The organism is Chryseobacterium cupriresistens (assembly GCF_046614675.1).
Taxonomy (GTDB): Bacteria; Bacteroidota; Bacteroidia; order Flavobacteriales; family Weeksellaceae; genus Chryseobacterium; species Chryseobacterium cupriresistens.
Window position 1 is genome coordinate 893,780 of record NZ_JBKKJT010000001.1, and the last position, 13,469, is coordinate 907,248.

Genomic DNA, 13,469 nt, shown 5'->3' on the forward strand with positions numbered 1-13,469 from the left:
TCTTTATTAAGCATTGAGCTAAATTCAAATGTATTTGAATCTTAATTTTACTTAAAAGTTTCATTTTTCTTAATGGTTTAAATTCTTTTTTGGGTAAACGCAAGGGCGCAAAGTTTTTTAATCTTTATGTTTCTTCAAGGCGCAAGAAAATCAAAGATTTTCAGCAAGTGATGTGTCATTATTTTTTTCCACAGATTTCACAAATTTCACAGATTTTTCATATTTGCCTTCTTCATTTGGAGAATCTGTGAGAGATCAAAATATTTGGCATTCAATTTTATCGGAGATAAAATCCTTGCGTCTTAAAAAGGGTTTTCATTATAATTCTCTTGCGTCTTTGCGTTTTCCAACAATTAATTATTTCAATCTTATCGAAACTGCATTTTTGTGAGCAAACAAACCTTCTGCTTCAGCCATGAGCTCTATGGTTTTTCCCAAATTTTGAAGTCCTTCTCTGGAAAGTTGCTGGAATGTTATTTTCTTCACAAAACTATCCAGGGATACGCCGCTGTAATTCTTTGCATAACCATTGGTAGGAAGTGTGTGATTGGTTCCGCTGGCATAATCTCCTGCACTCTCACAAGAATAGTTTCCTAAAAAAACCGAACCTGCATTCTGAACCTCCGGTATATATTTTTCAAAATCATTGATGGCCAGAATAAGGTGTTCAGGAGCATAAAGATTGCTGAACTCAAGAGCTTCTTTCAGGGTATTGATCAAAATGAAAGAACTGTTTTCCAAGGCCTGGGCCGCAAATTCATTTCTTGGTAATTCTTTGATTTGCTGCTCAACAGTACTTATTGTTTCATTAAAAACTTTAAGATCTGTAGTGATAAAAACTACCTGACTGTCGCTTCCATGTTCTGCCTGTGAAAGAAGATCTGCAGCACAGAATTCAGGAACAGCCTGTTCATCTGCAATCACAAGAACTTCACTCGGTCCGGCAGGCATATCAATAGCTACTCCATACCGTTGTGCATATTCTTTGGCCGCTACAACAAACTGGTTTCCAGGACCGAAAATCTTATTGACAGCCGGAATACTCTCTGTTCCAAAAGTCATTGCCGCAACAGCCTGTGCTCCCCCCGTTTTAAAGATTTCTGAAACACCGCAAAGCTTTGCTGCATACAGGATCGCAGGATTAATATTCCCATCTTGATCCGGCGGCGTACAAAGAACTATTTCTTTACATCCGGCAAGATTGGCAGGAACTGCAAGCATCAAAACAGTAGAAAATAAAGGTGCTGTTCCTCCCGGAATATAAATCCCGACTCTTTCTACCGCACGGTTTTCACGCCAGCAAACCACTCCTTTTGTTGTTTCAATTTTTTGAATCTCCTGTTTCTGAGAGGCGTGAAATGTTGAAATATTCTCCTTCGCCTGTTGAATGGCTTGCTTTAATTCATCTTGAATCTGATTTTCTGCCTCCTTGATCTCAATTTCAGAAACTTTTAAGATTGAGGTTTCTGCTTTATCAAACTTTTTGTTGAATTCTATTAAAGCTTTATCACCATTTTTTTCAACTTCTGCAAATATTTCTGTGATCAGACCTGAAATTTCTTTCTGTTCCAAAACAGGGCGTTTTGCTAAGTCTTTCCAGCTGTCTTTTGTGGGATATCTATATATTTTCATTGTATTATTTTTAATTGTTTTTTACGCAAAGGCGCAAAGTTTTTAATTCCTATATCTTTTTAAGGCGCAAGAAAATCTTAGATTTTCAGCAAGTATGTGAGTATTAAACAGTATTCAATTTTATCGCAGATAAAATCTTTGCGTCTTAAAACAGTCTTAATTTTTATTCTATTGCGTCTTTGCATCGGCCAACATTAACCATTCTTATTTTTTTAAATAACCATTTTATCAATTGGAATGATTAAGATATCCTGAGCACCATTTTCTTTCAGTTCATCAATCACTTCCCAGAAACGCTCTTCATCAATCACAGAATGAATACTGCTCCAGCCTTCTTCTGCAAGCGGGATCACCGTAGGACTCTTTAAAACAGGAAGAACATCAGCTACTTTCCGGATTTTTTCGTTGGGAACATTCATCAGAATGTATTTTGAATTTTTTGCTTTTAAAACTGCTTTGATTCTGAATACAAATTTTTCAAGAATGGCTTCTTTTTCAGCTGATAATTGAGGCGTTTGAGCCAAAACTGCCTCCGATTTCAGCAAAGTGACTGTTTCTCTTAATCCGTTTTTAAATAGAGTACTTCCGGAACTCACAATATCACATATTCCGTCCGCCAGACCGATATTAGGAGCTATTTCTACAGAACCCGAAATGACGTGAATGTCTGATACAATTCCCTGGTTTTCTAAAAAGTTTTTGAGGGTGTTAGGATAAGAGGTCGCAATTTTTTTACCCTGAAAATAAGAGAGCTCATCAGTTTCTATTTCTTTGGGAACAGCCAGTGAAACACGGCATTTTGAAAAACCAAGCTTCTGGATAGTTTTGATGTTTTTACCTTTTTCAACCAGAAGATTTTCGCCAAGAATGGCCACATCCACCACCCCGTCTTCGAGGTATTGCGGGATGTCTGAGTTCCGGAGATACATGATTTCCATCGGAAAGTTATCTACTGAAACTTTGAGCTGGTCTTTACCGTTGTTGACGAAGATTCCGCAGTCTTTGAGAAGCTGAAGAGATTCTTCGTACAGCCGGCCGCTTTTTTGGATTGCAATTTTTAATTTACTCATTTTGCCTTTTTGGGTCCGAGCAAATAAAAACTGATCTGTTGAAATTTCTGAGGAGAATTCAGGAAACAAAAAAACCGTCTATTTACTCAGACGGTTTTAATTATTTTTGATTTTAGCACATACTTATATCAATCAATTCCGTCTAGCAGAGATGATGATGATAATGATGTAATGCTAAAAATGTTGGTTTCATTGTATTGAATATGATGCAAATGTAGGATTTATTTTTAAAATGCAAAGTTTTTTCAGAGAATTTTTTGATAAAAATTTATCAGCTCCTTTGCAATGGGTTCGTCATTAAACTTCTGAACAAACTCGAAACCCTTTTCTTCACGGCGTTTTCGCTCGGATTCATTTTCCCAGAGAAATTTAAGTTTGGCGCGAATATCGAGATCATTGTCCGGATTGATGTACACAGAGTCTTTTCCTCCCGCTTCCGGCAGACAGCTGGTATTGCTGGTAACAACAACCGTTTTGGAGAAAAGTGCCTCAATGACAGGGATTCCAAAGCCTTCAAAGAAGCTAGGATAAACAAAAATATCTGCCAGTTTATAGAGACAGGCCAGCTCATCCATAGAAACGCCTTCAAGGAAAAGCACCTGTTTTTCCATTTTGTTTCTTTTCAGAAAGCGTTCTATTTTCTGATAGTATCCGGTTTTTCGTCCCACCACAACCAATGGAATTTCTGTACCGTTGATCGCTTTTACAACATTCAGAAGATTTTTGCGGTCTTCGATGGTTCCAACATTCAGTACAAACCTTTCGGGAAGCTTAAATTTCTCTTTGACAGCTTTCATCAATTCCGGAGACTGCTGTTCTTTAAAAGCATGATGACAGCCCTGATAAATGACTTCAATTTTAGTTTCAGAAACTTTTAAATACTGAATAATATCTCTTTTGGTCTGTTCCGAAATCGCAATGATTTTATCAGCGGTATCAACTGCTTTTTTGAATTTCCAGAAATGGATTTTCCTGTCAAAAAAAGAATAATACTGCGGATATCTTACGAAGATCAGATCATGAATGGTAACGACCTTTTTTATAGGTTTTGAATCCCATTTTAAAGGAAGTTCACCCGATAATCCATGGAAAATATCTGAGTCCTGCTTCTGGGCATCTTTACCCATTTTCAGCTGACGTGAAAAGTTTCCTTTTGAAGTTTCAATAAAGTGAACATTCGGGCGTTCCAGAATATCTTTCCCTCTCTCGGACTTATTTTTGTTCAATAACAGATATTCATTCTCCGGTTCATATTCGGAAAGAATTCTTACAAGATCTCTCGAATAGTTTCCCAGGCCGGATGTATTGTGGAAAAACCGTTTGGCATCAAAGGCAATCTTCATCGTTGGATCTGTTTTTGAAATTCCTGAAATGTGCCAAATGTATGGCCTTTTTCTTTCAGCCAGCCTACAAACGAATCAAACCTTTCCACCATCTCTTTTCCTGAGTTTTTTACCGTAAATCCGGGAAGTTTAAAAGCTTCATCTTTTATTTCTGCAAATTCCCAGGGATGGAAATAAATATTCAGATATTGATCTTTTTTCAAACAATCCGAAGCCAGTTTTTTGTACAAAAACAAAGGGAAATTGTGAAAGCTTAACCAAAACAAAGGAATCCTGAAGTTAGGAGAAACCGAAGCCGGCACCTGAGTCACATTTCCTTCTTTGAAATAGGTTCTGGATACTTTTAAATTATTATATCTTCCAGGCAAAAACGTAGGATTGATAGAAGAATTATAAGAATATCCTGCTCTTTCCACTTCTTTTTCGTCTACAGGCATCATTCTCGGCATTCTTAATCCGGTCACCTTTGTCGAAAATAACTCTTCCAGCCTTTCTCTTGATTCTTTCAGGTGCTTGTCTTCAAATTCTGAATGAAACCAGGTGTGAGAGGCCAGCTCATGACCTTCATGTAGCAACCTTTCAATAAGGTGCTTGCTGTTTTCTGCAAAAACTACCGTGGAAAAAAAGGTAGCTTTGGCATTATGTTTTTTAAGGATATTGAGGATTCTCTCCAATCCTGTCTGTGAAATTGAAATCTGCTTTTCAAAGGGAATTTCACCCTTATATTCTAATGGCATATCAAATTCTTCAATGTCAAAACTCAATAAAACCATTTTAAAAATTTTTGTTTTTAATAATATAATTAGGTCTGTCTTTCACCTGTTTAAATATTTTACCCAAATAAATTCCCATGATACCAAGGATAATCAGCTGAAGTCCTCCAAAGAAAACAATGGTCATAATCAAAGATGCCCAACCGGAAATCTCTGTTTTGGCAATAAATGAATGAATTACGTAGGCTCCATATCCGATTACTGAAAGCGCTGAGAATAAAAAGCCCAGATATGCTGCCAGATAAAGGGGTTTTACACTGAAAGCAGTGATTCCCGTAAAGGCAAAAGTAAACATCTTTTTAAGGTTGTAACTGCTTTTTCCTGAGAGTCTTTCTGCTGCAGTAAAGTCGATTCCTGTTTGTTTGAACCCCATCCAGCTCGTTAATCCTCTAAGGAACAGATCGTCTTCATTAAAATTTCTCATCACTTCAACTGCACTTGCATCCAACAGTCTGAAATCTGAGCCGCCGCCTTTCGTTAAGTTAACATCTGAAAGGCTTGATAAAAGCTTGTAAAATAAGTCTGATGTTTTTCTTTTAAAAAAAGAAATCTCTTTAGGATACGTTCTAAAGGTAAAAACGACGTCATAGCCCTCTTCCCATTTCCGAATCATTTCCGGAATAAGCGCCGGCGGATGCTGAAGATCTCCATCCATAGAAATGACTGCATTTCCGTGGGCATTGTCCATACCTGCCTTTACAGCCGGCTGGTGTCCGAAATTACGGGAAAATTCAATGAACTTTACTTCATCATACTGACTGGAAAGTTCTTCTAATTTTTGCTGGGTATTATCTCTGCTGCCATCATTGACAAATATGATTTCAAAGTCGTAATTTCTTAAGCCATCAAAAACTTCTTTAATTTTCTGATGAATCATTGCGACATTTCCTTCTTCGTTATAGGCGGGAATTACAATTGAAATTTTCTTCATATGTATTAATTCAGGCTGTAATTTTTCTCAAAATCTTTAGTCAGAAGTTCATAAGTCACTCTCAACCAGATCACAATACAAGGTACGGCTTTTAATGAATATTTGATGATATAATTCTCTTTTACAAATTTCGGGAAAAGATCCGAAGTGGAGAAACAGGTAAAAATAATGACAAAAACCAGCAATCCAATAATCAATGGTGTTCTTTCTTTCTGAAGGAAAAACCAGATCAGCACTCCTACCACCGCAATAATATAGGTTGGAGATTCTGAACTGGAACTGAACAATACCAAGAACAGTAATGTTGAAGCCAGAATCATCAGTTGGAATGCATAATGCTTGTATTGCTTAATTCTGATGTAAGGCAAAACAAAAAGTGGTAGTCCGCCTGCTAAAAATACAAGATTTGAAATAGATGCATCTCCCAAAATTCTTCTGACAAAGCCCATTAAAGAGATGTCCTGCATATTTCCCAGAACCTGATTTTCATTATTCTTCTCTACAATAGACTGAAACCAGTCTGAGTAGCACTGAATCACAAACTGCGGGCTTGAATACGCCATAGGAAGCACGAAAAATAATAGGGCAATAACAACTCCTGAAAGAATAAATTTAGTTTTGTTTTTAATAAAGAAAAACTGTGTCAATCCAACAATCCCGTAGATTTTCACAAATACTCCAATTAAAATTGCGGTTACAGATTTTACTTCTTTTCTTTCGTAAATATATACTGCGGATAACAGCAAAAGTCCTGTCAACGCTACATTAAACTGAAGGCTTAATGCTGCTGTAATGTATTCCTGAAGACAAAGCAGCCCGAAAATCGCTTTCTTGCTGTCTGAAAACGGCAGTTTATAAATTCCGTAGATAAAGATGAAAGTATTGGCAATATTCCAGAGTGAGATTCCCAGCCAATCCGGCATCATGGCAAACGGCGCGATCAATGCACTGAAAAATACACCATAATGATTCAGATCAAAATAAAGATCAGGATAATGGATAAATAAGTTTTTCTGATGAATGGTATTAAAGAATACATTTTTAAAAATCAGATAATTATTGATCGCATAATCTCCTCTCAGGTATTTGGAAATTGCTGTAACAACAGATATAATAAGATAAACCCCAAATATATATTTAGGGTTTAATAGTATTTTAAGAAATTTTTCTTTCAAGATTGTGGTATTAGATTAAAATATTAATCTTAAACGGCTACATTATTCTCTCTCAATGCGTCATTCAGAGATGTTTTCTTATCTGTAGATTCCTTTCTCTGACCGATAATCAAAGCACATGGAACCTGATATTCTCCAGCCGGATACTGTTTTGTATAGCTTCCTGGAATAACTACTGAACGTGCAGGAACTCTTCCTTTGATTTCAACAGGTGTATCTCCTGTAACGTCGATAATTTTTGTAGAAGCGGTCAATACTACATTAGCACCCAATACAGCTTCTTTTTCTACGTGAACTCCTTCCACAACGATACATCTTGAACCGATAAAGCAGTCATCTTCAATGATTACCGGAGCTGCCTGTAACGGCTCCAATACTCCACCGATCCCAACACCTCCACTCAGGTGAACATTTTTACCGATCTGTGCACAGCTTCCTACTGTTGCCCATGTATCTACCATTGTTCCTGAATCTACATAAGCTCCAATGTTTACATAAGAAGGCATCATAATTACTCCGGGAGCAATATAAGCTCCTTCTCTGGCAACCGCATGCGGTACAACTCTCACTCCTTTTTCAGCATAATTTCTCTTTAAAGGCATCTTGTCATGAAATTCAAACGGACCTACTTCAATAGTTTCCATTTTCTGGATCGGAAAATACATTACTACCGCTTTTTTCACCCATTCATTTACCTGCCATCCATTTTCAGTAGGCTCTGCTGTACGAAGTTCACCCTTATCAACCAAAGAAATAACCTCTCTAATTGCCTTCTGGCTGTCTTCATTCTGCAATAAATCTCTGTTGTCCCAGATATTTTCAATAGTTTGTTGTAACGACATGTTTCTTATTTAAAATTATACCGGCCAAAGATACAAAAAAGTTCAGCAAAACAGGTTGTAACATCATGCATTTAATAAAGACTCAACATGCGCCTCACCTTCTTTTTGTAGGCGATGTAAATTTCTCCATGTTCTTTTAAGAGATACTCTTCTTCAAGCCTGATCTGGATCTGCATCAACATACTTCCCGTCAGTAGAAAAGCAAAAGCAATTACGGTAGGGAAAGCAAGGAAAAATCCAATAAGGCTTATGGTCATTCCCAGAAATATAGGATTTCTTGAAAACCTGAATAATCCGTGAGTTATCAGTTCTGTTTTTGCTGAGTTATCAATTCCAATCCTCTATGAGTTTTTCATTTGTAACTGGGCAATAACAACCCAAATCAATGCCATCATCATTAAACCCAACCCTATGTATTGAATGAGATCATATTCCAGCACATTGATTTTAAAAGCAGGGAAAATGTCTTTCGGAAAAAATAAAAGAAGTATTGTATAGATAAACAAAGCAAATAAAACCAGTTTAAAATACAATCCCACAAGTCCATATGCAGAATCATCTTTGGGAAGAACATTAGGATTTTTGCCAATCTGTCTGGCTACTTTATAACTAATTCCAACAAAGGAAATGATAAAGAAGAGTATGAAATATAAAGGAATAAAGAATCTGATGAAATCTGCCATATGATAATAGTTTTGGACAAATTTCATAGGTTTTGGGATGCAATGCTATTGCAATGACAAGAATATTATTGATTTGCAGAAATGCGCAATTGTAAAACCTGGCAATTCCCCTCCACCGTAGGTGTGGCAAAAATTCAGAGAATTTTTGACGGGGTGGTTAAAGAAGAAGATTATGTAAGTTTTGGCTAAAGCCCATTTCTATTGATAGAATATTTACAACACTCTTTGAGCATGAAGATAGGCCTTATTCCAGTATTTTTCATTCAGGGATGAAATGATTACGCCTTTTGAGGTAGAAGCATGAATGAATTTCACTTCTCCATCAGGGCCAATATCATGAACAATTCCCACATGGGATACTCTGCTTCCTCCGGCTGTCGCAAAAAACAACAGATCACCCGGTTTTACGTCTTTGATATCAATATTCTTTCCGGCATCGGCCTGATCAGAAGATCTTCTGGGAAGATTAAAATTATTTTCTTCAAATACTTTTACCGTAAATCCCGAACAGTCAAATCCTGAAGAAGTATTTCCTCCAAATTTATATGGTGTTCCGATATACTTTTCTGCATCTTTCAAAATATCATTGATGGACCTGGAAACACTGCCATTAAATTTTGAATCCAGTTTTCTGAGATTTTCAGCCTTCGCTACGGCTTTTGTATTTGACTTTTTGCTCGCAGAAGCACTTTTCGAGGATCCACAGGAAACCATAAAAACAGCAGCTGCCAGGGTAACCACCAACTGCTTTACTTTTATTTTTTGTTGAAATAATTCCGCTCCCATATTCTTCTGATTTATAATTAATTAACAAAATTTACCACAAATATACATTTTATAATTTAATTATAGTATAACTATACTACAACTATATTATAAATATATGTTAAAATTTTGATTTTCATTATTTATTGGTATATTTGATTTCTATTTTAAAGATATGGCAACCTATGAAAGTGTAATCAAGATCACAGGAGCAGTAGGCGATCTGGTATTTTATACTCTGAATGGCAAAAATGTGGTTCGGAAGAAAAGCGGGTTTAATAAAGCTGCGTTTAAAAAGAATCCATCCTATGAGAAAGTAAGACAGAACAGTTCTGAATTCGGACACTGTTCCAAAATGGGGAAAATGATCCGGAAAAGTCTGGAAGTATATGTTAAAGAAACAGGTGATCCTCTACTCTACCAGAAATTTGCAAAGGTGATGACTGCTATCAAAGATTTAGATAACACTTCTGAAAGAGGAAAAAGAACGGTTGAAAACGGCTTAAAGACTGAAGAAGGAAGAAAACTCCTGAGAGATTTTCAATGGGGAACGGTCAGGAAGGTTTCAGATTGTGTAAGAATGGAAGATCAGGTTCTGTATAAAAATGACCATTGTACATCAGAATATACCGTGATTATGACGATGAAATTAGATTCTGAAAATTATAATATAGAAAGCAATGAAGAAATAATCAGCTGGAACACACAACAGAATCCATCTTTTAAAAAGTATTTTTCTGAGGATGGTCTTCTCTATTTTATAGCATTAAAGGGTGAAAATGATAAAATTACCCATATGGGATTTGTTTAAATAAAAAAGTCTGCAGTATATTCTGCAGACTTCTTGTTTTATTTCTTTTCTCCTTTCCAGCTTCCTGATACAGCAGGTGCTGGAAGTGAGTTGGACCAGTTTCCGTTTCCTTTTTTTTCTGTGGTTAACGTTCCTTTGAAATCTCCTTGTGAAGGGAGCCCCACTCTGGCGTTAAGATCTCCTGTCTCACTTAAATTTCCGGTAATGCTGTAGTTTTCATTATTAACATCAGAATGCATTGTTCCTACCACTTTACCACTTTCATCTACCACAAAGTTCCAAACTCCTTTGTCTGCTCCTTCATAAGAACCAGACCATGTTCCTACATAATCATAAATAGTATCATCATCAGAGCTGCAACCGATAAATAAAAACGCCGTTAATAAAAGTAAAAAAAGTTTCTTCATAGTTTCAGTAGTTTTATAACCTAAAATCCTGTTATTCTTCTGTACTTTCCTTCTAGAGACCCAGTCAGAGAGAATATTGCTTAATATTTATTATTTTTTTGTTTCGTGCAAATCTACTAATTTTTTCATTCAAATTATCTGAATTTTAATTAGCACCCAATATGTTTATTAAAAAACGACATATTTCGGCTAAAATACAAATATTTTTCAAACAAATAGAGTGTCTATAAATTTTGAGTTATTTTAAAATTTATACGTTAAACTTAATATTAATATGTTTAATATCCATTTACAATTAGTTTATATTAGATTTCATGCCGTTTGCATTCTATTTTAAAGATATTTCTTACATTAGTGAAAAATTTAACCTTTTTCAAAAAATAACATGAAAACAAAAACATTATTTTTGGCAGCACTTGCTATTTGTGGAAGTTCAACAGCGCAGGTTGGGATCAATACCGCCACTCCAAGTCATACTTTGGATGTGAATGGTCTGGTAAGAGTAAGAGGACTTTCAAATGCTGAAAAAAAGATTGTTGCGGCAGATGCACAAGGAGTTTTAACGCTTATTTCTCCAGAAGAAATTTTTGCGCCAAAGGCTATACTGAACACATCTACCTCTTCCAGTGAACAAAGATCGACTGTATACGAAGGAAAATGCTTCCAACCTGGCGACAATGCTTCTTCCTGTACCGTTTCTGTAAACCATTACTCTTCTTGTGCGGGATTCAGTAATCCTGTTGACACTCAAATTATTGTAGGGCAGGGAATTAATACAGGAAACGGACAATTTCTAGGAACATGGACAGCCCGATATGTTGATAATAAAGGGTTTGCCAATGCAACTGCTGTGGCTAATCAGACAGCACCTGACTATCCCAGAATCTCTTATCCAAGTACCAATACAGTGAACTATTTAGGAAGTGGAAATTTTGCGGGTCAATGTAATACAGATTTGGTTACTACCATCAATCAGGCCACCGGAGATATAAAAGTAGAGTCTGTAAAGCGAAGCATGTACGCACACCTTGTGTACCTTATTAATATTGCCCGCTCCAGATCTTTATAATAGTTGATATTTGATTTCAAAAAGGCAGCCACAATATTTTCATTGTGGCTGTTTTTTTGATACAACGAACCCTCTTTTTTGAAAAAAAGCCTCTAAAAAGAGGCTAGAAACTATTATTGGATGATGAAAAACTTATCCCAAATGTATGATATATTCGTCTCTGGTTTTATGAGTACAGTCATATTGAGAATTTTACAGTAACATGATTTCTGTTTATCAGAAATCATGTTACCGCTTGAAATAAAAGTAAACAAAAACTGCAAAGAATTAACCTCGCAGCTTTTGTTTTCATAGTATGTTTTTAGAATCTTTTCTGGTCTGATAACTATCCGGAATTTAATTTTGGAACTTTACAAAATCCAGATAAAAAGTAGGGTTTCCAACATTAAACCCAGATGGAACTACAAGATTAGTCTTATGAGCAACTATAGGGTAAACACCGGGGGCTGCAAAATATAATACTCTGGTTTGATCTCTTGGCACAAAATTAATAGGATCGGGACTGGCAGTTCCACAATATGTTTTCCATACTTCCCCTATCCCGGGAATGTAAAACCAGTAATCATTACAGGTAGAAGTTATTGTAATTCCTGAACGGAAAAAATACCATCCTTTAGCAGGAATATTCACAGAAATTCCTGTTGGCAGGTTATCTCCTCCTGAGTTTCCGGTAAAAGGATTAACCAGTGTTCCAGTGTAAGATGTCCAGTTATCAGCAAATGCTGTAGTAACAGTGGAAGACCATGTAGCCAGTCCGTTAGCATCACTGGTCAGTACGTACCCCAGCTGCTGGGTGCCGTCTTTAATCTGAAGTGCTCCATTGGCTGTTCCGTTATCAATAACAACTTTTGCACTGGCAGCTCCCGCCGGCACTGTATTGGTTCCCACCAGGACTTTTCCTGTACCATTGATACTTAAATTATTTCCTGCTGTTGCAATATCGGTTGCCTGTGAAAGGGTTCCTCCCAATTTTACATCTGTCCCGGATAAACTAAGACCGTTACTTGCTGTGATATTGTTATTAATGATTGTTGTACCGCCATTTCCATTACCTCCTGCAAGCTCAGTTACCGTCATAAAACCTATTGTAGGGTTCAGCTGTGCTGTTCCGGCTCCTCCCAGCCTTACTTTTACAGAGGTATCAACTGTTGGCCTGTAAATAGCATAGGCTTCCGGCTGGCCGCCAATAGATGTTGCCGGATAATTATTTATGGCATCAACAACCCCTGTTGTACTGGAAGGAAGAACGGAATTATTGGAAGCATCTACCCATTCATACACGAAGAATCCACCTGCCAGCGAAAAATCTGTAGCATGAAGCTGACAACGGAGAACATAGGTTTTACCTGCTTTCAGATTGAAAACACCTGCGCTATAAGTAATATTATTGGAGGCAATCACAGATCCAAATGTCACATCTGATCCTGTAGATACTGATTGGGCTGCGTTTGGCTTCACAATAATATAATCCCCTGTTGAAGATGTTCCTGTTGAAAGAAGTTCCCATGTAGAATTTGTTCCGGTGAGACCCGTGCTCACGAGTTCCACACTCTGATTGGCTGGTACTGAAATACTGGCATTTCCGTTAATTGTTTCCGGAGCTACAGCATTCACTGTGATCTTAAAATTTGTATTGTTTTTAATTCTGTAAATCCTCCCTTTGAAGTTTCCAACCCCACTGACAGAAGGTGGTAAACCAAATACAGCATCTGAACTCCCATTGTATGAAACATGAAAGTCTGATAATACTAAATTATAAGTGGCTGTAGTAACCGCTTTATAATTAGCTGCCAATGATCCGTTAATATCCATAGTAGAACCTGGATTCACTGTGTTGACCCCAACATTTCCTGCCTGGGCAAAAGCAATAGCCGGACTTAAGGCTATCATTGCAAAGATTAGTTTTGTAGAAATTTTAAACATTTATCATTATTTTATTTACATTAATAAACTCAATTGTTTAACATA

Annotated in this window: 14 protein-coding genes; 2 read left to right on the plus strand and 12 right to left on the minus strand. The window is 36.6% G+C overall.

What is annotated here, in order from left to right:
• Positions 1 to 357: 357 nt before the first annotated feature.
• The 10 genes from hisD to ACLI50_RS04215 all read right to left on the minus strand — a co-directional run bounded on the left by hisD (position 358) and on the right by ACLI50_RS04215 (position 9,235).
• On the minus strand, positions 358 to 1,632 hold the full coding sequence (gene hisD / locus ACLI50_RS04170; protein ID WP_411413224.1) for a histidinol dehydrogenase: 1,275 nt from the start codon (positions 1,630 to 1,632) through the stop codon (positions 358 to 360).
• 212 nt (positions 1,633 to 1,844) lie between these two features.
• On the minus strand, positions 1,845 to 2,702 hold the full coding sequence (hisG, locus tag ACLI50_RS04175; protein WP_202840133.1) for an ATP phosphoribosyltransferase: 858 nt from the start codon (positions 2,700 to 2,702) through the stop codon (positions 1,845 to 1,847).
• Positions 2,703 to 2,947: 245 nt separating this feature from the next.
• Positions 2,948 to 4,045, minus strand: a complete 1,098-nt coding sequence (locus ACLI50_RS04180; RefSeq protein WP_202840132.1) for a glycosyltransferase family 4 protein — start codon at positions 4,043 to 4,045, stop codon at positions 2,948 to 2,950.
• Entirely contained in the window at positions 4,042 to 4,818 is a 777-nt protein-coding gene (locus tag ACLI50_RS04185) for a polysaccharide deacetylase family protein (protein WP_411413225.1), read from the minus strand. Before ACLI50_RS04185 ends, ACLI50_RS04180 begins: the two co-directional genes overlap by 4 nt.
• A 1-nt stretch (position 4,819) precedes the next feature.
• Positions 4,820 to 5,749, minus strand: coding sequence for a glycosyltransferase family 2 protein (locus ACLI50_RS04190; RefSeq protein ID WP_227942718.1), 930 nt, complete (start codon positions 5,747 to 5,749; stop codon positions 4,820 to 4,822).
• 5 nt (positions 5,750 to 5,754) lie between these two features.
• The gene (locus tag ACLI50_RS04195; protein WP_411413226.1) at positions 5,755 to 6,924 is read right to left on the minus strand and encodes a glycosyltransferase family 87 protein; all 1,170 of its coding nucleotides are present in this window, start codon (positions 6,922 to 6,924) and stop codon (positions 5,755 to 5,757) included.
• Between the two features lie 29 nt (positions 6,925 to 6,953).
• Complete coding sequence (locus ACLI50_RS04200; RefSeq protein WP_089691708.1) at positions 6,954 to 7,766, minus strand: 2,3,4,5-tetrahydropyridine-2,6-dicarboxylate N-succinyltransferase; 813 nt, start codon at positions 7,764 to 7,766, stop codon at positions 6,954 to 6,956.
• 71 nt (positions 7,767 to 7,837) lie between these two features.
• Positions 7,838 to 8,104: a methyltransferase family protein gene (locus ACLI50_RS04205; RefSeq protein ID WP_411413317.1), complete on the minus strand. Its 267-nt coding sequence runs from the start codon at positions 8,102 to 8,104 to the stop codon at positions 7,838 to 7,840.
• Between the two features lie 3 nt (positions 8,105 to 8,107).
• Entirely contained in the window at positions 8,108 to 8,449 is a 342-nt protein-coding gene (locus ACLI50_RS04210; protein ID WP_411413227.1) for a hypothetical protein, read from the minus strand.
• A 213-nt stretch (positions 8,450 to 8,662) separates the two neighbouring features.
• Positions 8,663 to 9,235, minus strand: coding sequence for a C40 family peptidase (locus tag ACLI50_RS04215; RefSeq protein ID WP_062669794.1), 573 nt, complete (start codon positions 9,233 to 9,235; stop codon positions 8,663 to 8,665).
• 154 nt (positions 9,236 to 9,389) lie between these two features.
• On the opposite strand from ACLI50_RS04215, the gene ACLI50_RS04220 reads away from it, so the two are divergent.
• Positions 9,390 to 10,025, plus strand: a complete 636-nt coding sequence (locus ACLI50_RS04220; RefSeq protein WP_395973490.1) for a hypothetical protein — start codon at positions 9,390 to 9,392, stop codon at positions 10,023 to 10,025.
• 38 nt (positions 10,026 to 10,063) lie between these two features.
• On the opposite strand, the gene ACLI50_RS04225 is transcribed toward ACLI50_RS04220, so the two are convergent.
• Positions 10,064 to 10,432 carry a hypothetical protein gene (locus ACLI50_RS04225; RefSeq protein WP_202842359.1) on the minus strand — a complete coding sequence of 123 codons (369 nt, stop codon included), beginning with the start codon at positions 10,430 to 10,432 and terminating at the stop codon, positions 10,064 to 10,066.
• 385 nt (positions 10,433 to 10,817) lie between these two features.
• On the opposite strand from ACLI50_RS04225, the gene ACLI50_RS04230 reads away from it, so the two are divergent.
• Entirely contained in the window at positions 10,818 to 11,501 is a 684-nt protein-coding gene (locus ACLI50_RS04230; protein ID WP_062669796.1) for a hypothetical protein, read from the plus strand.
• A gap of 336 nt (positions 11,502 to 11,837) precedes the next feature.
• Here the strand turns inward: ACLI50_RS04230 and ACLI50_RS04235 are convergent, their stop codons facing one another.
• On the minus strand, positions 11,838 to 13,424 hold the full coding sequence (locus tag ACLI50_RS04235; RefSeq protein WP_110008795.1) for an autotransporter outer membrane beta-barrel domain-containing protein: 1,587 nt from the start codon (positions 13,422 to 13,424) through the stop codon (positions 11,838 to 11,840).
• Positions 13,425 to 13,469: the final 45 nt, after the last annotated feature.